Genomic DNA, 20,200 nt, shown 5'->3' on the forward strand with positions numbered 1-20,200 from the left:
TGGGCGATTGCGCGCACCAGTGCCATCGGAGTGCTCCCGCAAGAGCTGTAGGCCTTTGCCGACGCGCGATGGGGCAGTCGGCCCGACCGCACGGCGCCCAGCCGCCCCTAGCCTGTATGCATGACGCCGCCCACCGCCCTTGCCCCCTCGCTGGAAGAAGAAGTCGATCCGCTGACCGCCGACTTCTACCGGCAGGCCCTGCGCGCCCTGAACGAGGCGCAGATTCCCTTTCTGGTGGGCGGGGCCTTTGCCCATGCCTGCTACACCGGCATCCGCCGCCCGACCAAGGACCTGGACCTGTTCATCCGGCGCCAGGACTACGAGCGCATCGCCCGGCTGATGCAGGGGCGCGGCTGGCGCACCGAGATGAGCTACCCCCACTGGCTGGCCAAGGTCTACCACGGCCGGGAGTTCATCGATCTGATCTTCAACTCCGGCAACGGCCTGACGCCGGTGGACGAACGCTGGTTCCAGGGCAACTTCCAGGCCGATGTGCTGGGCGTGCCGGTGCGCATCGCCAATGCCGAAGACGGCCTGCTGTCCAAGGCCTTCATCATGGAACGCGAGCGCTATGACGGCGGCGACATCGCCCATCTGCTGCAGGCCACCGCCGAGCGCCTGGACTGGGCGCAGCTGCTGGAGCGCTTCGGGCCGCACTGGCGCGTTCTGCTGGCCCACCTGACCCTGTTCGGCTACATCTACCCGGGCGAGCGGCACCGCATCCCCGCCTGGGTGATGGCCACGCTCACTGGCAGGCTGGCCGATGAAACGCGCAGCCCGCCGGCGCAGGACCCGCATGTCTGCGCCGGCACCCTGCTCTCGCGCGAGCAGTACCTGCACGACGTGACCAAGCTGGGCTACGTGGACGGACGCCTCACGCCGGCCAGCACCATGACCGGCCAGGACGTCGCCTCCTGGACCGAGGCCATCCCAGCCAAGCCGGCTGACCCTGCGTCCACCGGCGCTGCCTGAACCGGCGCGGTTGCCAAGCCGCTGCTTCACAGGCAGGATATTGCTGCACTGCGGGGAAAACCGTGCCCCGCCTGGCATCCCGATGTTTTTCGTCTGGCCTAAGTTCCTCTGGCTGATGCTGGCCCTGCCCCTGCTGCCGGCCCTCTACGTCTGGCTGCTGCGCCGCCGCGGCAAGCTGGCCGTGCGCTACAGCAGCCTGGGCGTTGTCCGCGCCGCAGCGGCCGGTCGCCACTGGCGGCGCCACGTTCCACCGGCCCTGCTGCTGCTGGCCTGCTCGGCACTGTTGTTCGCCGCGGCGCGCCCGGTGGCCCGGGTGCCACTGCCCTGGGCCCGCTCCTCGGTCCTGCTGGCCATGGACGTGTCCCTGAGCATGCGCGTCAGCGACGTCAAGCCCACCCGCCTGGTGGCCGCGCAGGAGGCAGCCAAGCTGTTCCTGCGCGACCTGCCGCGCAACGTCGAGGTCGGCCTGATCACCTTCGCCGGCAGCAGCCAGGTGGCGCAGCGCGCGACGCTGGACCGCGCAGCCCTGGTAGAGGCCATCGACGGCTTCCAGATGCAGATGGGCACAGCCGTGGGCAACGCCATCGCCCTGTGCCTGGCCGAACTGTTTCCCGACCACGGCATCGACGTGGGCGAGATGACTTTCGGCGGCAAGCGCCAGGGCCGCAGCCTGGACGACAAGGACAAGCCGCCACCCAGGCAGATCACGCCGGTGCCACCAGCCTCTTACACCTCGGCCGCCATCATCTTGCTCAGCGACGGCCGCCGCACCACCGGCATCGACACGCTGGAGGCAGCCAAGATGGCGGCCGACCGCGGCGTGCGCGTCGACGTCGTCGGACTGGGAACCATCGAGGGCGAGCACACCCCGGCCGAGGGCATGCCCATCTACCTGCGACTGGACGAACCCACGCTGCGCGAGGTCGCGCGCATGACCGGCGGCGAGTACTTCCACGCCGGCACGGCGGAGAAGCTGCGCAGCGTCTACGAGAACCTGGGCTCACGCCTGCAGGTGCAGGCGCGCGAGACCGAGCTGACCGGCCTGCTGGCCATGGGCTCGGCCCTGCTCACGCTGGCAGCGGGCCTGCTGTCCCTGCTCTGGCTGCGCCGCCTGGCCTGAGGCGCGGGGCATCGCATGCGCCATGCGCGTGAGACCAAAGGGATAGCCAAACCTGGCACCCAATAGAGGTTTTCGACTTGTGATTGGCAGGTAGCCTGAGCTTCCAACCACCAAGGAGCTCGGCATGCGCTACCAGGTATTCGGTCGCCACACAGGGCTGCGCGTGTCCTCCCTCGCTTTGGGAACCGGCAATTTCGGCACGGCCTGGGGTTACGGCGCTGAGCCAGATGAAGCACGCCGCATGTTCGAGTGCTACCTCGAAGCAGGCGGCAACTTCATTGACACGGCCGACCAGTACCAGGCGGGGCAGTCTGAAACCCTGCTCGGTGAGTTCATCGGCGCACGACGCGACCACCTTGTGCTGGCCACGAAGTACACGATGGGCCAAGACCAGGCCGGCGGACTGCTGGTCACCGGCAACAGCCGGCTCAACATGCGCCGCTCGGTGGAGGGCAGCCTCAAGCGCTTGCGAACCGATCGCATCGACCTGCTGTGGGTCCACATGCCTGATGGCGTGACGCCCATCGACGAAATCGTGCGAGGCCTCGATGACCTGGCGCGCGCCGGAAAGATTCTGTACGCCGGGCTCTCGGACTTTCCTGCCTGGCGGGCGTCGCGTGCGGCCACGCTGGCCGAGCTTCGCGGTACGCTCCCGATTGCCGGGCAACAGATCGAGTACAGCCTCGTGGCGCGGACACCAGACCGCGAGCTGATGCCCATGGCACGCGCGTACGGACTCGGGACGGTCGCATGGTCACCGCTGGGCGGTGGCCTGCTCACCGGCAAGTACCGCCGTGGCGAGCAAGGCCGGGCCACCCAACTTGGCTTCCTGATTCACCAGGAAGACAGTGCCCAGAAGGCCGCCATCCTCGACGAGTTGGACAAGGTGGCCGCGCAGCTGGAGACGAACCAGGGGCGGGTTGCGCTCGCCTGGGTGGGCGCACAGGACATCATTCCCATCCTCGGGCCGAAGTCCTTGAAGCAGCTCGAGGACAACCTTGCGGCCGCCGACCTGGCGCTGTCGGTGGAGCAGCTTGCGAGATTGAGTGCCGTGAGCACCGTTGCGGCCGGCTTCCCCCACGAGATGCTGCTGGTCCCGAGCACGGCCGAGCGGCTGGCGGGCGGACAGCGAGAACCCATCAAGACTCCCGTCGAAGGGGTGCGTTGAGCGCATGAAAAAAGCCCCGCGGCGCGGGGCTTTTTTTGCGGAGCGCAGGACGCTCAGTACAGCTTGACGGTTTGCATGTAGCGGTCGAATTGCGACTCGCAGAAACGCGCCCACAGGATCTGGTCCTTCTGGAAGGTGCGGTAGTCGGCGTAGATCTTCTTCCAGGCCGCGTTCTTGGTGTCCAGCTCGTTGTAGGTCTGCATGGCGGCCTTGAACGAGGCGTCCAGGATGTCCTTGCTGAAAGGCAGGACCTTGGTCTTGGCGCCCACCAGCTGCTTGAGGGCCGTCGGATTGAGCTGGTCGTACTTGGCGGTCATGTCCAGCGTGGCCAGGGCCGACGCGGCTTCCAGGATGGCCTTGTTCTCGGGCGACAGGCCGTCCCAGGCTGCCTTGTTGATGTAGGCCGACACTTCCGGGCCACCTTCCCACCAGCCGGGGTAGTAGTAGTGGGGAGCGACCTTGTTGAAGCCCAGCTTCTGGTCGTCGTACGGACCCACCCATTCGGCGGCATCGATCGTGCCCTTTTCCAGCGCGGCGTAGAGCTCACCACCCGGCAGGTTCTGCGGCACCACGCCGAGTTTTTCCAGCACCTTGCCGGCGAAGCCGCCGACGCGGAACTTCAGGCCCTTCAAGTCGGCCACGGTCTTGATCTCCTTGCGGAACCAGCCGCCCATCTGGGCGCCGGTGTTGCCGGCGGCCAGGCTGACCATGTTGTAGCCGGCGTAGAACTCGTTCATCAGCTTGCGGCCGTTGCCGTGCATCATCCAGGCGTTGGTCTGGCGGGTGTTCATGCCGAACGGGATGGCTGCGCCCAGCGCGAAGCACTCGTTCTTGCCGAAGAAGTAGTAGCCCACGGTGTGGGCCATCTCGATCGAGCCCTGCTGCACGCCGTCGACCACGCCGAAAGCGGGCATCAGCTCGCCGGCTGCATGGACGGAGATCTCGAACTTGCCGCCCGACATGGCCTTGACGGCCTTGGCGAAGACCTCACCGCCGCCATAGATGGTGTCCAGCGCCTTGGGGAAGCTCGATGCCATGCGCCAGCGGATGGCCTGCTGGGCTTGCACGGCCGGGGCGATGCCGGTGGCCAGAATGCCGGCGATGCCGGTATTCTTGATGATGGAACGACGATCCATGGATGAAAGACTCCGTTATGGTTTTGGAAGCGTGGATGATGCTGTGGCCCGACAGCGAATGCTTGCAGGACCCTGGCAATCCGCATCTGGGCTTGTACTTAAGACGAAGCGCTGAAACGCTAAAGCATGCGCCGCTGCCTGCGCGCCGGGCCTGTCTGTTTGCTTTCGATTACAGTTTTTGCGACTGCATGAAGCGGTCGAAGGTGGCCTCGGTAAAACGGAACCACAGGTTCTGGTCAGAGCGAAAGCGCGCGTAGTCGCTGTAGACCTTGCGCCAGCTCGGGTTGCGCACGCCCAGCTCCGCGTACAAGGCCATGGCATGGCGGAAAGCCTCGGCCATCACGTCGGGCGGAAAGGGCCGCAGCCTGGCGCCACCGGCCACCAGCTGCTTGAGCGCGCCGGGGTTCTTCACGTCGTAGCGGGCCTGCGTGACCACGTGGGCATAGGCGCTGGCGGTCTCGACGATGCCCTTGTAGTCGGCCGGCAGCGCCTCGTAGGCGCGCCGGTGGATGTACAGGTCCAGCTGCAGCCCGCCCTCCCACCAGCCGGGGTAGTAGTAATAGGGCGCCACCTTGTTCAGGCCCAGTTTCAGGTCGTCGTAGGGGCCTATCCATTCGGCCGCATCGATCGTGCCCTTTTCCAGCGCCGGGTAGATGTCGCCGCCCGGGATGTTCTGCGCCACCACGCCCATGCGCTCGAGCACCTGGCCGGCGAATCCACCGACACGGAACTTCAGGCCGCCCAGGTCGCGCGCGCTGCGGATCTCGCTGCGCATCCAGCCGCCCATCTGCGCGCCGGTGTTGCCGCAGGCGAAATTGACGATGTTGTAGCGCGCGTAGAACTCGCGCATCAGCTTCAGGCCGTTGCCCTCGAAGGTCCAGGCGCTCATCTGCCGGCTGTTCAGGCCGAAGGGGATGGCACCGCCGATGGCGAAGGTCTCGTCCTTGCCGGAGAAATAGTAGGCCGCCGTGTGGGCCGCCTCCAGCCGGCCCTTCTGCACGGCGTCGACCACGTCGAAGGCGGGCACCAGTTCGCCGGCCGCATGCACCGAGATCTCGAAGCGGCCCGAGGACAGCTCGCGCACCTTCTGGGCAAAGACCTCGGCGGCGCCGTAGATGGTGTCCAGCGATTTGGGGAAGCTCGAGGCCAGGCGCCAGCGGACGGCGGCCTGCGCATGGACGGCAGGCGCGGCGGCGCTGGCCAGGACGCCGGCCATGCCGGCGTGCCGCAGAATCGAACGGCGGTCCATGCTCTTTGTCTCCTTGGGCCATCAGCATGCCGCGCCGGCCGCGCCAAGCCTTTCAGCCGACTGACACAGGCGCAGGTGGCCGCCCAATGCAAAACGCGCCCGAAGGCGCGTTTGCGGCAAGGCGGGAAGCTGTTTACAGCTTCTGGGCCTGCATGAAGCGGTCAAAGCCCATTTCGGTGAAGCGGAACCACAGGTTCTGGTCGGCGCGGAACTTGGAGAAGTCGGCGTAGATCTTCTTCCAGTTCTCGTTCTTGGCGTTGAGCTCCTCGTAGACCTCGCCGGCGGCCTTGAAGGCGGCGCTCAGCACATCGTTGGGGAAGGGCCGCAGCTTGGTGCCTGCGCCGACCAGCTGCTTGAGCGCGTTCGGGTTGAGCGCGTCATAGCGGGCCTGCATCACCACGTGGGCTTCGGCGGCCGCGGCCTGCACGATGGCCTTGTTCTCGGACGACAGCGCATTGAAGGCCTTGTCGTTGATGAAGACGTCCAGCTGCGGGCCACCTTCCCACCAGCCGGGGTAGTAGTAGAACGGCGCGACCTTGTTGAAGCCCAGCTTCTGGTCGTCGTACGGGCCCACCCATTCGGCGGCGTCGATCGTGCCTTTTTCCAGCGCCGGGTAGATTTCGCCGCCCGGGATGTTCTGCGGCACGCCGCCGATGCGCTCGAGCACCTTGCCGCCGAAGCCGCCGATGCGCATCTTCATGCCCTTGATGTCCTTGAGGGACTTGATTTCCTTGCGGTACCAGCCACCCATCTGCGAGCCGGTGTTGCCGGCCGGGAAGTTGATGATGTTGTACTTGGCGTAGAACTCGCGCATCAGCTTCAGGCCGTTGCCCTCGAACATCCAGGCCGTCATCTGGCGGCTGTTCAGGCCAAAGGGGATGGCGCAGCCCAGGGCGAAACACTCGTCCTTGCCGAAGAAGTAGTACGGGGCGGTGTGGGCGCACTCGACCGAGCCCTGCTGCACGCCGTCGACCACGCCGAAAGCGGGCATCAGCTCGCCGGCCGCATGGACGGAGATCTCGAACTTGCCGCCCGACATGGCCTTGACCTTCTCGGCGAAGGTGACGGCGCCGCCGAAGATGGTGTCCAGCGACTTGGGGAAGCTCGATGCCAGGCGCCAGCGGATGGCCGCTTGCGCGTGCACGGCGGGGGCCATGCCGGCAGCCAGCACCCCGGCGATGCCTGCGTTTTTGATGAGTGATCGACGATCCATGAAGGCGCTCCTTGTTATTTGGAGAAAAGAATGAGGACGTTCGATTCGAGACAACTTAAGTGTTGAACCAATCTGCCGCCCATTCTAGGAAGGCCATCACTTTGGTATTCAGGGGTTTTCCCTTGAGGAAAACACTCAGGACTTTCGTACTCAGCGCGTCGTCAGAAAATCTTCAGGAATGAAGCCTCAGCCCACGACCTTCAGGCTGGGCACAACGCGCTCGACGAGGCCGGCAAAACGCGTGCGGATCGCGTGCTCGATGCCTGGGGCATCCAGGCCTTGCAGCGCCAGCAGCTTGGCCGGATCGCCGTGCTCGATGAACTCGTCGCGCAGGCCCAGTTGCAGCAGGGGCTTGAGCACGCCGGCCGCATGCAGGGCCTCGGCCACCGCGCCGCCCGCGCCGCCCATCACGGCGCCCTCTTCCAGCGTCACCAGCGCCTCATGGCGCTCCGCCACATCGAGCAGCAGCGCGGTGTCCAGCGGCTTGACCCAGCGCATGTTGACCACCGTGGCGCCAAGACGCGCTGCCGCTTCCAGCGCCGGCTGCAGCAGGGTGCCGAAGGCGAGGATGGCCACACCCTTGCCCTCCAGCCGCACCTCGCCCTTGCCAAACGGCAGCGATGCCAGGCCAGTGTCGGTGGCGACGCCGGCGCCGGCGCCACGCGGGTAGCGCACCGCCACCGGATGGTCCTGCTCGAAAGCCGTGGTCAGCAGCTTGCGGCACTCGTTCTCGTCGGCCGGGCAGGCCACGCTCATGTTGGGGATGCAGCGCAGGTAGGCGATGTCATAGGCGCCCGCATGGGTGGCGCCGTCGGCGCCCACCAGGCCGGCGCGGTCCAGCGCGAACACCACAGGCAGGTTCTGCAGCGCCACGTCGTGCACCAGCTGGTCGTAACCGCGCTGCAGGAAGGTTGAATAGATCGCCAGCACCGGCTTGAGGCCTTCGCAGGCCAGGCCGGCGGCGAAGGTCACGGCATGCTGTTCAGCGATGCCCACGTCGTGGTAGCGCCCGGGGAAGCGCTTCTCGAATTCGACCATGCCCGAGCCTTCGCGCATGGCCGGCGTGATGCCCACCAGCCGGGGGTCCTGTTCAGCCATGTCGCACAGCCACTGGCCGAACACCTGGGTGAAGGTCGTCTTGGGCGGCGTGGCCGGCTTGGTGATGCCTACGGCCGGGTCGAACTTGCCGGGGCCGTGGTAGGCCACCGGGTCGGCCTCGGCCAGCTTGTAGCCCTGGCCCTTCTTGGTCACCACATGCAGGAACTGCGGGCCCTTGAGGTGGCGGATATTCTCCAGCGTGGGCACCAGCGAGTTCAGGTCGTGGCCGTCGATCGGGCCGATGTAGTTGAAGCCGAACTTCTCGAACAGCGTGGCCGGCACCACCATGCCCTTGGCGCCCTCCTCGAAACGCTTGGCCAGTTCGAACAGGGGCGGCGCCACCTTCAGCACGTTCTTGCCCACGCTTTTGGCGGCGGCGTAGAACTGGCCACTCATCAGCTGGGCCAGGTAGCGGTTGAGCGCGCCCACCGGCGGGCTGATCGACATGTCGTTGTCGTTGAGGATGACCAGCAGGTTGCAGTCGGCCACACCGGCGTTGTTCAGCGCCTCGAAGGCCATGCCGGCGGTCATTGCGCCGTCGCCGATGATGGCCACGGCCTTGCGGTCCTCGCCCTTTTGCCGCGCCGCCATCGCCATGCCCAGCGCCGCCGAGATGCTGGTGGACGAATGCGCCGTGCCGAAGCTGTCGTACTCGCTCTCGCTGCGCTGCGGGAAGCCCGACAGGCCGCCCAACTGGCGCAGGCTGGCCATGCGCTCGCGCCGGCCGGTCAGGATCTTGTGCGGATAGGTCTGGTGGCCCACGTCCCAGACCAGCCGGTCGTGCGGCGTGTTGAACACGTAATGCAGCGCGATGGTCAGCTCCACCGTACCCAGGTTGGAGCTGAGGTGGCCGCCGGTGCGCGAGACGCTGTCCAACAGCCAAGCGCGCAGTTCCTCGGCCAGCTGTGGCAGTTCGGTGCGCTGCAGCTGCCGCAGCTGCGCCGGTTCATTGATCGATTCAAGCAGACTGGCCATACTTCAGTTGTCCCTGTTCACCACCATGCGGGCCAGCGCCTGCAGGGCCCGCGTGTCCGGCAGGCCGCTGGCCTCCAGCGCGGCCAGCGCCAGCGCCAGCAGTTCCTGCGCGTGCGCGCGCGATCGTTCCAGCCCCAGCAGCGACACATAGGTCGGCTTGTCCTGGGCCGCATCCTTGCCGGCGGTCTTGCCCAGCGTGGCCGAATCTGCCGTGACGTCGAGAATGTCGTCCACCACCTGGAAGGCCAGGCCGATCGCCGCGCCGTACTGCGCCAGCGCGTCACGCGCCTGGCCGGTGGCACCGCCACAAGCCGCGCCCATCAGCACGCTGCCTTGCAGCAGCGCACCGGTCTTGCGCTTGTGCATCTCGCGCAGCTGGCCTTCGTCCAACGGCAGGCCCACGCTGGCCAGGTCGATCGCCTGGCCGCCGGCCATGCCTTCATGGCCGGCCGCACGCGCCAGCAGGCGGCACAACGCCGCCTGGATCGCTGCCGGCACCTTGTCGTCGTCGGGTGCCAGCAACTCGAAGGCCAGGGCCTGCAGGGCATCGCCAGCCAGCAGGGCCTGGGCCTGGCCGAACTTGACGTGGACCGTGGGCTTGCCCCGGCGCAGCACGTCGTTGTCCATGCAGGGCATGTCGTCGTGCACCAGCGAATAGGCGTGAATCAGTTCGGCCGCGCAGGCGGCGCGCATCGCCGCGTGCTCGTTGCCGCGCAAAGCCTCGCTGGCGGCCAGCACCAGCAGCGGCCGCAGCCGCTTGCCGCCATCGAGCACCGCATAGCGCATGGCATCGCCCAGGCCGGCCGGCGCATCGTCCACCACCCAGCCAGACAGGCATTGCTCCACCAGCGCAAGCCGCGCGGCGCTCCAGGCGCCCAGGTCGAATTGGGGCACGGTCACTCCTGCGTCCACGGCTTGAGCGTGCCTTCGTCCAGCACCTTGATCTGGTTTTCCACCGCCGCCAGCCGGTCGCGGCAAAAGGCCAGCAGTTGCGCGCCGCGCTGGTAGCCGGCCAGAAGTTGCTCCAGCGGCAGCTGGCCCGACTCGATGACGCCGACCAGCTGGTCCAGTTCCTCCAGGGCCGCTTCGTAGCTGGCGGGAGTCTTGATCGGCGCTGTCGCCGGAATGGCCTTGGGCATGTGAATTCGTGGGGGAAAACGCCGATTTTAGGCCCGCCCGCGCTTGCATAGCCTGCCCCCGACCCCAGCTGACCTCAAGGGTACAATCCCTTTCCTTTCCCGCGCCTGTCCCAGATCAAGCGCTTACCCTGCCCCTTCATAGGGGGAGTCTCTAGGTCAGGTTCATGTCTGATTTAAGTCTTCAACTGCAGCAGGCCGCAAGCCAACTACCAGTTTCCAGTTACTTCGACGAGGCGCTCTTCCAGCGCGAGATGGCCACCATCTTCCAGGGTGGGCCCCGTTATGTGGGGCACGCACTCTCGGTCCCCGACGTCGGCGACTACCACGCCCTGCCCCAGGAGGGTGAGGGCCGCGCCTTGCTGCGCACGCCCCAGGGCGTGGAGTTGATCAGCAACGTCTGCCGCCATCGCCAGGCCGTGATCCTCAAGGGCCGCGGCTCGACCCAGGCGGCCGGCGGCAATGTGGTGTGCCCGCTGCACCGCTGGACTTACAGCGCCGGCAACGGTGCGCCCGCCGGCGCCCTGCTGGGTGCGCCGCATTTCGCCCAGGACCCCTGCCTGAACCTGCGCAACTACCCGCTGCAGGAATGGAACGGGCTGCTCTTTGAAAAGAACGGTCGTGATGTGGCCGCCGACCTGGCCGGCATGGGCCCGCGCGCCGATCTCGACTTCGGCGGCATGGTGCTGGACCGCGTCGAGATGCACGAGTGCAACTACAACTGGAAGACCTTCATCGAGGTCTACCTGGAGGACTACCACGTCGGCGCCTTCCACCCGGGCCTGTCGGGCTTCGTCAGCTGCGAGGACCTGCAGTGGGAGTTCAAGGACAACTACTCGGTGCAGACCGTGGGCGTGGCCAACCGCCTGGGCCGGGCCGGCAGCCCGGTCTACGAGCGCTGGCACAAGGAGCTGCTGCAGTACCGCGGCGGCGAGCCGCCCAAGTACGGCGCGATCTGGCTGACCTACTACCCGCACATCATGGTGGAGTGGTATCCCCACGTGCTGACGGTGTCCACCCTGCACCCGGTGGGCCCGGACAAGACCATGAACATGGTGGAGTTCTACTACCCCGAGGAGATCGCGGCCTTCGAGCGCGGTTTCGTTGAAGCCCAGCAGGCTGCCTACATGGAGACCTGCGTGGAGGACGACGAGATCGCCGAGCGCATGGACGCCGGCCGCAAGGCCCTGCTGCAGCGCGGCGACAACGAGACCGGACCTTACCAGAGCCCGATGGAAGACGGCATGCAGCACTTCCACGAGTGGTACCGCGGCACCATCGGCACCAGCCTCGAGCCCTGACTCCCCGATGCAAGCCCTCTGGATGCTGCTGGGGGCATTCCTGTTCTCCACCATGGCCGTGTGCGTCAAGTACGCCTCGACCTGGTTCAGCAGCTCCGAGCTGGTCTTCTACCGCGGCCTGATCGGCGTGGCCTTCATCTGGGCCCTGGCCCGCTCGCGCCGCGTCTCCCTGGCCACCGCCTACCCCGGCATGCATGCCTGGCGCAGCCTGGTCGGCGTGATCTCGCTGGGCGCCTGGTTCTATGCGATTGCCGGCCTGCCGCTGGCCACCGCCATGACGCTCAACTACATGAGCAGCGTCTGGGTCGCGGCCTTCCTGATCGGCGGCGCGCTGATCGCCTGGAACCCGCGCACCGGCACGGCCCAGGCCTTGCAGCAGGGGCCGCTGGTGCTGACGGTGCTGGCCGGCTTTGCCGGCGTGGTGATGATGCTGCGGCCCACCATCGAGCAGAACCAGGTCTTCGCCGGCGTGGTGGGCCTGCTCTCGGGGCTGACGGCCGCCTTCGCCTACATGCAGGTCATGGCCCTGGGCAAGCTGGGCGAGCCCGAGCTGCGCACCGTCTTTTATTTCGCCCTGGGCTCAGCGGTGGCCGGCGCGGTGGCCACCTTGCTGACCGGCTTCTCGGCCTGGGACTGGCAGCACGCCCTGTGGCTGGCGCCGATCGGCCTGCTGGCCGCCCTGGGCCAGCTGTGCATGACCCGCGCCTACAGCCACGGCGCCACCCTGGTCGTGGCCAACCTGCAGTACTCGGGCATCGTCTTTGGCGTCGTCTACAGCGTGCTGCTGTTTGGCGACCAGATCCCGCCGCTGGGCTGGGCCGGCATGGCGCTGATCTGCGCCAGCGGCATTGCCGCCACCGTGCTGCGCACGAAAGCGGCCCCGAGCGCGCCGGCCGAAGACCACTGAGACAGGCAAGGGCCCGCCGGCCGCAACATAATCCGGGGCAAGGACGGCACCACCGATGTACACCACCCTGATCACCCCCGAACAGCTCCTGGCCTTGCAATCGGCCGGCCAGCCGCTGATGGTCTTCGACTGCAGCTTCGACCTGATGAACCCGGCCGCCGGCGAGCAGCAGTACCGCCAGGCCCACATTCCCGGCGCGGTCTACGCCAATCTGGACAGCGCGCTGAGCGACAAGGGCCTGGTCGGCGCCGACGGCAAACACCATCCGCATGCCGACGCCGCCTCAGGCGGCCGCCATCCCCTGCCCAGCCGCGAGAAGTTCGCCGTGTGGCTGTCCAGCGTGGGCTTTGCCAACGGCATGCAGGCCGTGGTCTACGACCGCCAGGGCGCCAATTACTGCGGCCGCCTGTGGTGGATGCTCAAGTGGGCCGGCCACGAGGCGGTGGCCGTGCTCGATGGCGGCCTGCAGGCCTGGCAGGCCGCCGGCGGCGCCGTGACCGACCGCGTGCAAGCCTCGCATTTCCAGTCCAACTTCGCCCTGGGCCGCGCATTGCGCACGCTGGCGACCACGCAGACGGTGCTGGCCGGCCTGGCCAGCCAGGCCCAGACCGTGGTCGACGCCCGCGCCACGCCGCGCTACCGCGGTGAAGTCGAGCCGCTGGACCCGGTGGCCGGCCACATCCCCGGCGCCTTGAACCGGCCCTTCGGCCAGAACATCGGCGCCGACGGCAAGTTCAAGCCGGCCGCGCAACTGAAGGCGGAGTTCGAGCAGTTGCTGGCCGGGCGCGATGCGGCCGGCGTGGTCCACCAGTGCGGCAGCGGGGTCAGCGCCCTGCCCAACCTGATCGCCATGGAAGTCGCCGGCCTGGGCCCCACGGCCCTGTATGCCGGCAGCTGGAGCGAGTGGTGCAGCGATCCGGCGCGGCCGGTGGAAAAAGCCTAGCCCGTTGCGGGCACGCGGCGCGGCGCGGCCAGTGGCGAGCGCACATGCTCGGGCCGCACACCCACGCCGACCGCATAGGCCGGCAAGGCGCGCAGGGCCGGGAACCAGCCCAACAGCTTGAGCTGCCAGGGCATGGCCGACGCTTCCCGGCTGGCCAGCAGCATCAGCTCCACCAGGTCGCCGCGCAAGGCCTCGATGCCGCGCGAGCGCACCGACTCGATGCCGCCCTTGTGGATGACGTAGGCGCACTGCCAGTAGCTGCCGCGGTCTATGGTGGCCAGGAAGCGGCCGGTGCCAATGCGCCCGCCGCTGCCCTGCGGGTCGCCGGCCAGCCTGGGCACGCGCATCCACAGAACATCGATGGGCGCGCCCAGGTCCCGCACCTGCAGGCCGGCCGCTTCACGCAGGGTGGAGCGGCGGCCATCGGCGCCGATCACCAGGTCGGCATGCACTTCCAGAGCGCCTTGCGGCGTGCCCGCGCGCAGGCCGGTGACGCGGCCCTGGTCCTCGATCAGGCTCAGCGCCTGGGCCTGCAGCAGCAGGCGAAAACCGGGATATAGCTCAGCTTCATCGCGCAGGAAGTCCAGGAACTCCCACTGCGGCACCATGGCGATGAAGCCGCAATGGCCTTTGAGGCGGCCGAAGTCGGCGACCACCGCCTCAGCGCCGCCGATGTGGACACGGATGTCGCGCGCCTTGTCGTGCGGCCGCTGCAAAAAGGCCTGCAGCAGGCCCAACTCCTGCAGCACCTGCAGGGTCGAGGGATGGACCGTGTCGCCCCGGAAGTCACGCAGGAAGTCGGCGTGCTTTTCCAGCACGACGACGTCAACGCCGGCACGCGCGAGCAACAGGCCCAGCACCATGCCGGCCGGCCCGCCGCCGGCGATGCAGCAGCGCGCCCTGAGGATGGAAGTTCTCACCGGCGCACGCTACGCCCGGGCACAGCGGCTGCGAAGCAGGTTCCTGCGCCGCGGGCTTTCAGCGGGTGGTGGTGGTGCTGGAGGTGCTGGTCGCCGCGCCCGTCGACGGCATGGCGCCGGCCGATCCGGTGGCGCTGCCCGTGCCGCTGTCCGCAGCGGGTGCAGGCGCGGGGGCTGGCGCCGCCATGGGCGGCGGTGCGGGCGCCGGAGCCGGGGCCGGTGCGGGCGTGCTGACGGCAGGCGCGGGCTCTTCCTTCTTGCCGCAGGCGGCAAGGGCCAGGGTGGCGGCGGCCAGCACGGCCAGGGCGGCGCTGCGGGACAGGTTCTGGGTGTTCATGCGAAAGGCTCCTGTTGACTTTGTGCGATGGAACGGCTGACTTTAGGCAGGCCGCAGCCGCGGCCTGTCGGTCGCTGCTGTTGAATGCTGTAGGACAAAAGCCGCCGGGCGTTCTAGTCCTGGCTGCCAGAGCGCTCCAGCGGCGCCTCGCCGGGCACGGGCTCGTTGCCGCTGTCGGCCGTGCCTGCGTCGTCGCTCTGCATGTCGGCGTTGGGCACCCGCTTGGGCTTGGCGACGTCGCCCTCACCGGCCTTGGGCTCCTTGTCGCCGAAGCGGTCCTGGCTTTGCGCTGTCATGGCTGTTCCTTGAAGTGGTGCAAACCACTGTAGGCCGCCGCCACAGGCAAGCGCTGTCAGCGCGCCCATGCACGCCCTGTAGGACTGGGCTTCAGCGGCGGCGCCGCCGCTCGTAGGCCGCCATCATGGGCGTGACCGAAATGCCGTGCAGCACGATGGAGCTGACCACCACCGACAGCGTCAGCGCCGTCAGCACCTGGGCCAGCTCGGGCGCCAGGCCGTGGTTGATGGCAAACATCAGGTAGTAGAGCGAACCGATGCCGCGGATGCCGAACCAGCCGATCAGGGCGCGCTGGGCGCCGCTGCTGGCCGAGCCGGCCAGGCCCACAGCCACGGCCAGCGGCCGGATCACCAGCAGCAGCAGCGGCACGAACCACCACACGGCCTTGTCCCAGGCCACAGCCCACAGCAGCGCACCGATGGTGATGACCACGGTCACCTCGCCGATGCGTTCGAGCTGCTGGTTGAAGCCCAGCACCGCCTGCGCCATGAAGGCCGGCGCGTGCTGCGGATGCACGGCTGCCGCGTTGGCGGCATTCTGGTCGGGGTCGATGGCGGCCTGGTTGAGCGCCTGGCTGGTGGCGGCCGGCGTTGGTCTTTGCGAACGTTCCAGGTGGCGCAGCGCCACACCGGCGGCAAAGACGGCCAGAAAGCCATAGCCGTGGACCAGCACGGCGGCGCCGTACGACAGGCCGATCAGGCCCAGGGCAAGGAAGTCGTCCAGGCCCACGGCTTCGCGGTGCTCGCGCCGCAGGAACAGCACCAGCCGGCCCACAGCCAGCCCGAGCAGGGCGCCCACGCTGAGGCCGGCGATGCCGGCCCAGGCCACGTCCAGCGTCAGCCAGCGCCAGCCGCCCTCGCCCAGGTCGTGCAGTCCCAGCAGACCCAGGCCCAGCATCACAAAAGGAAAGGCCGTGCCGTCGTTCAGGCCGCCCTCGCCAGTCAGCGCAAAGCGCAGCTTGTCGCGGTCCGCCGGGTCGTGCACCTGCACGTCGGAGGCCAGCACCGGGTCGGTGGGCGCCAGGATGCCGCCCAGCAGGATGGCCGCGCCCAGCGGCAGGCCCAGCAGCAGCCAGCCGACGGCGCTGATCGCCAGCACGGTCAGGACCATGGAAGTCAGCGCCAGCCGCAGCGGCAGCCACCAGCGGCGGTCGTTCAGAGGGGGGCTGAGCTTGAGGCCGGCGGTGAACAGCGAGACCAGCACCACCACCTCGGTCAGGCGCTCGATCAGCAGCGTGTGGCGGTCGGGCGTGGCCCACAGCAGGCCCAGACCGAGCGGGCCGATGGCAACCCCGGCCAGCAGGTAGAGCATGGCGGTCGACAGCGGCAGGCGCGCCAGCACGCTGGTGCCCAGGGCCATCACGATGAGCAGGGCGCCGACCAGCAGGGACCAGATGGCGAAGTCCATTCAGGCCTGCGATCGCAAGGGAAAAAGGGCTGCAGACCCCATGGAATGGCCTTCAGACGCTCTCAAATCAGGAGCAAGCGGGATCAAAGTGCAGCCAGTGCGCTGTGCATGGCCTGGCGGAAAGACGGGAATTGGTGCACGTCGCTGTGGCCCGCGCCCTCCACGCAGTGCAGCTGCGCCAGCGGCATGGCGCGGTGCAAGGCCTGGCTGTGGTGGAAGCCAATCAGTTCGTCCTTGTCGCCGTGGATCAGCATCAGCTTGCCGGTCAGGCGGCAGGCCCGGTCCAGTGTGGCCAGTGGGTAGCGCAGCACCCGGCTGGGCACCCAGGGGTAAAGCTCGGCGCCCAGCGCCTGCATGCTGCTGTAGGCCGAGACCATGATGGTCAGGTCGGGCGCGCGGCCGGCCGAACACATTTCCGCCGACAGGCCCGCCGCCAGGCCGGTGCCCAGCGACTGGCCGGCGACAACCACACGGCGGCCCTCGTACTGCGGCGCGAATTGCGCCCAGACAGCCTGCACGTCGGCGTGCAACTGGGCCTCGCTCTCGATGCGGCCGCTGCTCTTGCCAAAACCCCGGTAGTCGAACATCACGACGTCGTAATTGAGCTCGCGAAAAGTGTCCAGGCCGACCAGCCACTTTTGCAGATTGCCGGAGTTGCCGTGCAGGAAGAACATCACGCCGCGCGCTCTGGGCAGCTGCAGCTGGGCGACCGACAGGCGGGCGCCGGGCACATCGACGAAGAGTTCACGCACGTCGGCGTCCGCACACAGGACCTGGTCCTGCGCCAGTTGCTCGGGCTCGAACAGCAGGCGCTCCTGGCGGAAGTACAGCCAGCTGATGGCGGCGCCGTAGATGGCCACCAGCGCGAGCAGCACGCTGACGAGAAACACGACATAGGCCATGGAGAACTCCTGATCCTGTGGGTTGCCAACTTCTTCGGCACCCGGCAGGCCATTCTTGAGTCCGTGTGACCAACGGGCTGTCAGTGCGCCACACCGGGCGGCGTAGGAAACCGGCGCGAGGCGCTAGTGAATCAAGAGCGTTCGGCGGCCACCAGAAAGCGTTCGCGCAGCCGGCGCTGCTGCGCCGTGCCAAGCAGCAGGCCGTCGCGCAGATAGCCCTCGAGTCCGCCGTAGTCGGCGTCGACCGCCTCGAAGGCGGCGGCCAGGAACTCTGGCTGCACCCGCCACAGCACGCGGGCCACCTGCGGCGGCAGTGCGCCCGAGTGCACGCGAGCGGCCAGCCTGTCGTTGGTCAGCAGGTAGTCGTGCAGCACCGTGTCGCGCGGCACGCCCAGCGCCAGCAGCAGCAGGGCCGCGGCAAAGCCGGTGCGGTCCTTGCCGGCGGTGCAGTGAAAGACCAGGGGCGCGGTGTCGGCTTCGTCCAGCAGGTGGCCGAACAACGCGGCAAAGCGCGGCGTGTTGCCGCGCACGAAGCCGCGGTAGGTGTCCTGTATCAGGGCGACGGTGGTGGCCTCGTCCAGTTGCTCACCGGCGGCCAGCAGGTCCTGCAGCTTTTGCACGATGGTCGGCTCGATCGGCAGCGAATGCACCGTCGCGCCCGGGATCGCGCAGGCCGCCAACAGCCGCTCGTTGACACCGCGCAGGTCCAGCACGCGCAGCGGCGCACCCAGCGCTGTGGCCAGCGCCGACAGGTCGGCCGGCGCCAGCGCGCCCAGGTGGTCGGAGCGGAAGAAGCGATGGCGGCGCACGCTGTGGCCGCTGGCGGTGACGTAGCCGCCAAGGTCGCGGAAGTTGGGGGCGCCGCTCAGGCTCAAGGGAGTGGGCATGGCTGCATTGTCGGGCCTTGGTGACCGATACTTGGGCCATGGCCACCGACACACCCACGCCCCCGCCAGCTCCGCCAACACAGCCAAAGAACCCCCTGCACGGCCTGACGCTGGAAGCCATCGTCACGGCCCTGGTCGCGCAGTACGGCTGGGCCGGCCTGGGTGAGCGCATCCCGGTGCGCTGCTTCACCAGCGACCCCAGCATCGCGTCGAGCCTGAAGTTCCTGCGCAAGACGCCATGGGCGCGCGACAAAGTGGAAGGCTTGTATCTGTTCATGCTGCGCGACATCCGGCGCCAATCCGCAGGAACTCCCGGCGTTTAGACTCACTCGCACAGTCTTTGCCAGAGAGAACAACCCCATGACCGCTTCCCGCACCCTGACCCTGGCCGCCGCGCTGTTTTGCACGGCCGCCGGTGCGCAGCTGAAGCTGCCCAAGAACGCGCCGGCGGCGCCCAGCGCACCCGCCGCCGCGCCCGCCCAGTCCGGCGCGCAGGCACCCGCCCCTGTCTCAAGCGAGCAAGCAGCCAAGGAGGCCGCCGGCAAGCTGGTCGCCGCCGCCTGGCTGACCCTGCTGGACCGGCGCGACTGGGGCACGGCCTGGGAGAGCACCGCCGCCATGTTCCGCTCCACCGTGCCGCTGGCCATGTGGATGGACAACATCCCCAACGTGCGCACGCCGCTGGGCGTGTTCGTCGAGCGCCAGACAGGTCCCGCCTCGTACAAGACCACGCTGGAAGGCCGCCCCGCCGGCGACTACGTGAGCGTGGTCTTCCTCACGAAGTTCGACAAGAAGGAAGTGCAGGAAATCGTCACCACCGTGCGGGAAGCCGACGGCAAGTGGCGGGTCACCGGTTACTCGACACGCTGAGCGGCGCTGCCGCGCCGCCGCCCATCTTCTGCGTCGCCAGGGTCACGCCGGCCAAGGGCGGCTGGCGTGGCGCCAGCGTGGTGGGCAGTGCCGCGCCACTCTTGCGCTCCTGCGCCAGGCGGCTGCCCCCTGGCGCGACACGCTCGGCCATCAGCACGCTGGAGCGCAGCTGCGGCAGCTGGCGCTCCAGCCAGGCCTTGAGAGACGGGTCCTGGGCCGCCAGGCTGGCCTTGTCATACAGGCGCAGGTCCTCGCGCAGGCTTTTGAGACCAACCTGGTCCATGAACTCGCGGTCGAACTTGCTGCCGCTGCGTTTGGCCAGGCTCTTGAGCAGCGCGCGCTGGCCGTTGTCCAGCATGGGCGGGGCCATGCCGCGCACGTGCAGCAGTTGGGTCAGCTCCAGGCTGGTGGCACTGTGCCGGTCCATCAGGTCGGCCGCGAAGGCCAGCACGCGTGGGTCGGTGGAGCGGCCCAGGGCCAGCTTGCCGGCCTCGGCTTCAAACCGGGCCGCCGCCGCAGCGGTCTTGAGAAAGGCGCGTTCCTCGCGCATCTCGGGGCTGGTGGGCGCCAGGCCGCGCACGGCGTCGGCCGCAAAGACCGGGCGTACCGGACGCGGCCGCTCTACGGGCTCCACGGGGACAGCGGGCGCTACGGGCGTGCGCCCGTACTCTGCTTCGGTTTCGGCCAGGGCCGCGCCGGACAGCGCGATGGCAAATAACATGCAGCCGAGGTACTTCATACCCTCACCCCCGAGGTCGGCAGCGAACATCCGCCGCCTTGTGCCTCATCTTGGCAGGCAGGCTGTTGCACGCTGTAAGAATTTGTCTTAGGGCGACGTAGGAAGGCCACACCCTGGCCCAAAGCCCTACTTGCGCTGCACGCCCCCGCTGCTCTGCGCCGCTTCAGCGCGCCTGCCGGAACTCCAGCGGCAATTGCTGCGGGTTGTCAAAGCGCACCATCTGCGCCGGCCGCCCCAGCATGGCGATGCAGGCCTCGAAGGGCTGCGGCAACACATGGGTCCACTGCACCGTGATGCGCGTGCCGGGCGTCAGCACGACAGAGTCGACGCGCGGCCGGTCGCAGGCGCCCACCTCGCCCAGGAAGACCGCTGCCACGCTTTGAAGGGCGAAATCGATGGGCGGACGCGGCGGCGGGGGCGTCTCATGGGCCTTGTGCGCGGCCCACAGCGCGGCCCAGGCCGTGTCGTCGTGGACAGCCACGGTGCGCGCCTGCGCAATGGCCGAACTGGCACTGCTCTGCACCTCGGTGAACACCAGAGCGACGTCGGCCGGGTCGTCACCGCCGCCGCAAGCCTGCAACAGCAAGGCGGTGGCAAGCAGGCAGGCAGCGTGGCGTTTCATG

The 20,200-nt window shown here is 68.2% G+C and carries 22 protein-coding genes; 8 read left to right on the forward strand and 14 right to left on the reverse strand.

The annotated features are described in order from the left end of the window. Positions 1-120: 120 nt before the first annotated feature. From Q0632_RS00815 to Q0632_RS00825, 3 genes are all read left to right on the forward strand, one after another. Complete coding sequence (locus tag Q0632_RS00815; protein WP_298923343.1) at positions 121-972, forward strand: nucleotidyltransferase; 852 nt, start codon at positions 121-123, stop codon at positions 970-972. Between the two features lie 82 nt (positions 973-1,054). After that, positions 1,055-2,092, forward strand: a complete 1,038-nt coding sequence (locus Q0632_RS00820; protein ID WP_298923345.1) for a VWA domain-containing protein — start codon at positions 1,055-1,057, stop codon at positions 2,090-2,092. Between the two features lie 124 nt (positions 2,093-2,216). Beyond that, a complete protein-coding gene (locus Q0632_RS00825; RefSeq protein ID WP_298923346.1) occupies positions 2,217-3,260 on the forward strand; it encodes an aldo/keto reductase in 1,044 nt (347 codons plus the stop codon). Positions 3,261-3,313: 53 nt separating this feature from the next. Here the strand turns inward: Q0632_RS00825 and Q0632_RS00830 are convergent, their stop codons facing one another. The 6 genes from Q0632_RS00830 to xseB form a co-directional block, all read right to left on the reverse strand. Continuing rightward, a complete protein-coding gene (locus Q0632_RS00830; protein WP_298923349.1) occupies positions 3,314-4,396 on the reverse strand; it encodes a TRAP transporter substrate-binding protein in 1,083 nt (360 codons plus the stop codon). A 169-nt stretch (positions 4,397-4,565) separates the two neighbouring features. Beyond that, complete coding sequence (locus Q0632_RS00835) at positions 4,566-5,645, reverse strand: ABC transporter substrate-binding protein (protein WP_298923351.1); 1,080 nt, start codon at positions 5,643-5,645, stop codon at positions 4,566-4,568. A gap of 133 nt (positions 5,646-5,778) precedes the next feature. Next, positions 5,779-6,858 (reverse strand): TRAP transporter substrate-binding protein, encoded by a 1,080-nt coding sequence (locus Q0632_RS00840; RefSeq protein ID WP_298923353.1) that lies wholly within the window; start codon positions 6,856-6,858, stop codon positions 5,779-5,781. Between the two features lie 186 nt (positions 6,859-7,044). After that, positions 7,045-8,931 carry a 1-deoxy-D-xylulose-5-phosphate synthase gene (dxs, locus tag Q0632_RS00845; RefSeq protein WP_298923355.1) on the reverse strand — a complete coding sequence of 629 codons (1,887 nt, stop codon included), beginning with the start codon at positions 8,929-8,931 and terminating at the stop codon, positions 7,045-7,047. Between the two features lie 3 nt (positions 8,932-8,934). Continuing rightward, positions 8,935-9,843 (reverse strand): polyprenyl synthetase family protein, encoded by a 909-nt coding sequence (locus Q0632_RS00850; protein ID WP_298923357.1) that lies wholly within the window; start codon positions 9,841-9,843, stop codon positions 8,935-8,937. After that, positions 9,828-10,070, reverse strand: coding sequence for an exodeoxyribonuclease VII small subunit (gene xseB / locus Q0632_RS00855; RefSeq protein ID WP_298923359.1), 243 nt, complete (start codon positions 10,068-10,070; stop codon positions 9,828-9,830). Before xseB ends, Q0632_RS00850 begins: the two co-directional genes overlap by 16 nt. A 164-nt stretch (positions 10,071-10,234) precedes the next feature. On the opposite strand from xseB, the gene Q0632_RS00860 reads away from it, so the two are divergent. The 3 genes from Q0632_RS00860 to Q0632_RS00870 are packed head-to-tail and all read left to right on the forward strand — an operon-like array spanning position 10,235 to position 13,218. Further along, a complete protein-coding gene (locus tag Q0632_RS00860; RefSeq protein ID WP_298923361.1) occupies positions 10,235-11,368 on the forward strand; it encodes an aromatic ring-hydroxylating dioxygenase subunit alpha in 1,134 nt (377 codons plus the stop codon). 7 nt (positions 11,369-11,375) lie between these two features. Continuing rightward, positions 11,376-12,275 (forward strand): DMT family transporter, encoded by a 900-nt coding sequence (locus Q0632_RS00865; protein WP_298923363.1) that lies wholly within the window; start codon positions 11,376-11,378, stop codon positions 12,273-12,275. A 55-nt stretch (positions 12,276-12,330) separates the two neighbouring features. Continuing rightward, a complete protein-coding gene (locus Q0632_RS00870) occupies positions 12,331-13,218 on the forward strand; it encodes a sulfurtransferase (RefSeq protein WP_298923365.1) in 888 nt (295 codons plus the stop codon). On the opposite strand, the gene Q0632_RS00875 is transcribed toward Q0632_RS00870, so the two are convergent. The 6 genes from Q0632_RS00875 to Q0632_RS00900 form a co-directional block, all read right to left on the reverse strand. Further along, positions 13,215-14,138 carry an FAD-dependent monooxygenase gene (locus tag Q0632_RS00875; RefSeq protein WP_298923367.1) on the reverse strand — a complete coding sequence of 308 codons (924 nt, stop codon included), beginning with the start codon at positions 14,136-14,138 and terminating at the stop codon, positions 13,215-13,217. The two genes, Q0632_RS00870 and Q0632_RS00875, sit on opposite strands and share 4 nt — an antisense overlap. A gap of 58 nt (positions 14,139-14,196) precedes the next feature. Beyond that, complete coding sequence (locus tag Q0632_RS00880) at positions 14,197-14,475, reverse strand: hypothetical protein (RefSeq protein ID WP_298923369.1); 279 nt, start codon at positions 14,473-14,475, stop codon at positions 14,197-14,199. 113 nt (positions 14,476-14,588) lie between these two features. Continuing rightward, on the reverse strand, positions 14,589-14,771 hold the full coding sequence (locus Q0632_RS00885; RefSeq protein WP_298923371.1) for a hypothetical protein: 183 nt from the start codon (positions 14,769-14,771) through the stop codon (positions 14,589-14,591). 91 nt (positions 14,772-14,862) lie between these two features. Beyond that, complete coding sequence (locus tag Q0632_RS00890) at positions 14,863-16,179, reverse strand: cation:proton antiporter (protein ID WP_298923373.1); 1,317 nt, start codon at positions 16,177-16,179, stop codon at positions 14,863-14,865. Between the two features lie 83 nt (positions 16,180-16,262). Beyond that, entirely contained in the window at positions 16,263-17,081 is an 819-nt protein-coding gene (locus Q0632_RS00895; RefSeq protein ID WP_298923375.1) for an alpha/beta fold hydrolase, read from the reverse strand. A gap of 131 nt (positions 17,082-17,212) precedes the next feature. Beyond that, positions 17,213-17,968, reverse strand: coding sequence for a tyrosine-protein phosphatase (locus tag Q0632_RS00900; RefSeq protein ID WP_298923377.1), 756 nt, complete (start codon positions 17,966-17,968; stop codon positions 17,213-17,215). A 38-nt stretch (positions 17,969-18,006) separates the two neighbouring features. Here Q0632_RS00900 and Q0632_RS00905 point away from each other — a divergent pair, with 38 nt between their 5' ends. Together Q0632_RS00905 and Q0632_RS00910 are read left to right on the forward strand one after the other, a co-directional pair. Continuing rightward, entirely contained in the window at positions 18,007-18,291 is a 285-nt protein-coding gene (locus Q0632_RS00905) for a VF530 family protein (protein ID WP_298923379.1), read from the forward strand. 37 nt (positions 18,292-18,328) lie between these two features. Further along, positions 18,329-18,838: a DUF4019 domain-containing protein gene (locus Q0632_RS00910; protein WP_298923381.1), complete on the forward strand. Its 510-nt coding sequence runs from the start codon at positions 18,329-18,331 to the stop codon at positions 18,836-18,838. On the opposite strand, the gene Q0632_RS00915 is transcribed toward Q0632_RS00910, so the two are convergent. Beyond that, positions 18,816-19,559 (reverse strand): DUF4142 domain-containing protein, encoded by a 744-nt coding sequence (locus Q0632_RS00915; protein WP_298923383.1) that lies wholly within the window; start codon positions 19,557-19,559, stop codon positions 18,816-18,818. The two genes, Q0632_RS00910 and Q0632_RS00915, sit on opposite strands and share 23 nt — an antisense overlap. A gap of 181 nt (positions 19,560-19,740) precedes the next feature. After that, positions 19,741-20,199, reverse strand: a complete 459-nt coding sequence (locus tag Q0632_RS00920; protein ID WP_298923385.1) for a hypothetical protein — start codon at positions 20,197-20,199, stop codon at positions 19,741-19,743. Position 20,200 lies beyond the last annotated feature (1 nt).

The organism is uncultured Ramlibacter sp., from assembly GCF_936925435.1.
GTDB lineage: Bacteria > Pseudomonadota > Gammaproteobacteria > Burkholderiales > Burkholderiaceae_C > Ramlibacter.

What these genes read in the sequence shown, in the direction of transcription:
- Q0632_RS00815 (WP_298923343.1), top strand. Translation starts at nt 121, where the DNA reads ATGACGCCGCCCACCGCCCTTGCCCCCTCGCTGGAAGAAGAAGTCGAT.
- Q0632_RS00820 (WP_298923345.1), top strand. Translation starts at nt 1,055, where the DNA reads ATGTTTTTCGTCTGGCCTAAGTTCCTCTGGCTGATGCTGGCCCTGCCC.
- Q0632_RS00825 (WP_298923346.1), top strand. Translation starts at nt 2,217, where the DNA reads ATGCGCTACCAGGTATTCGGTCGCCACACAGGGCTGCGCGTGTCCTCC.
- Q0632_RS00830 (WP_298923349.1), bottom strand. Translation starts at nt 4,396, where the DNA reads ATGGATCGTCGTTCCATCATCAAGAATACCGGCATCGCCGGCATTCTG.
- Q0632_RS00835 (WP_298923351.1), bottom strand. Translation starts at nt 5,645, where the DNA reads ATGGACCGCCGTTCGATTCTGCGGCACGCCGGCATGGCCGGCGTCCTG.
- Q0632_RS00840 (WP_298923353.1), bottom strand. Translation starts at nt 6,858, where the DNA reads ATGGATCGTCGATCACTCATCAAAAACGCAGGCATCGCCGGGGTGCTG.
- dxs (WP_298923355.1), bottom strand. Translation starts at nt 8,931, where the DNA reads ATGGCCAGTCTGCTTGAATCGATCAATGAACCGGCGCAGCTGCGGCAG.
- xseB (WP_298923359.1), bottom strand. Translation starts at nt 10,070, where the DNA reads ATGCCCAAGGCCATTCCGGCGACAGCGCCGATCAAGACTCCCGCCAGC.
- Q0632_RS00860 (WP_298923361.1), top strand. Translation starts at nt 10,235, where the DNA reads ATGTCTGATTTAAGTCTTCAACTGCAGCAGGCCGCAAGCCAACTACCA.
- Q0632_RS00865 (WP_298923363.1), top strand. Translation starts at nt 11,376, where the DNA reads ATGCAAGCCCTCTGGATGCTGCTGGGGGCATTCCTGTTCTCCACCATG.
- Q0632_RS00870 (WP_298923365.1), top strand. Translation starts at nt 12,331, where the DNA reads ATGTACACCACCCTGATCACCCCCGAACAGCTCCTGGCCTTGCAATCG.
- Q0632_RS00880 (WP_298923369.1), bottom strand. Translation starts at nt 14,475, where the DNA reads ATGAACACCCAGAACCTGTCCCGCAGCGCCGCCCTGGCCGTGCTGGCC.
- Q0632_RS00885 (WP_298923371.1), bottom strand. Translation starts at nt 14,771, where the DNA reads ATGACAGCGCAAAGCCAGGACCGCTTCGGCGACAAGGAGCCCAAGGCC.
- Q0632_RS00890 (WP_298923373.1), bottom strand. Translation starts at nt 16,179, where the DNA reads ATGGACTTCGCCATCTGGTCCCTGCTGGTCGGCGCCCTGCTCATCGTG.
- Q0632_RS00895 (WP_298923375.1), bottom strand. Translation starts at nt 17,081, where the DNA reads ATGGCCTATGTCGTGTTTCTCGTCAGCGTGCTGCTCGCGCTGGTGGCC.
- Q0632_RS00900 (WP_298923377.1), bottom strand. Translation starts at nt 17,968, where the DNA reads ATGCCCACTCCCTTGAGCCTGAGCGGCGCCCCCAACTTCCGCGACCTT.
- Q0632_RS00905 (WP_298923379.1), top strand. Translation starts at nt 18,007, where the DNA reads ATGGCCACCGACACACCCACGCCCCCGCCAGCTCCGCCAACACAGCCA.
- Q0632_RS00910 (WP_298923381.1), top strand. Translation starts at nt 18,329, where the DNA reads ATGACCGCTTCCCGCACCCTGACCCTGGCCGCCGCGCTGTTTTGCACG.
- Q0632_RS00915 (WP_298923383.1), bottom strand. Translation starts at nt 19,559, where the DNA reads ATGTTATTTGCCATCGCGCTGTCCGGCGCGGCCCTGGCCGAAACCGAA.
- Q0632_RS00920 (WP_298923385.1), bottom strand. Translation starts at nt 20,199, where the DNA reads ATGAAACGCCACGCTGCCTGCCTGCTTGCCACCGCCTTGCTGTTGCAG.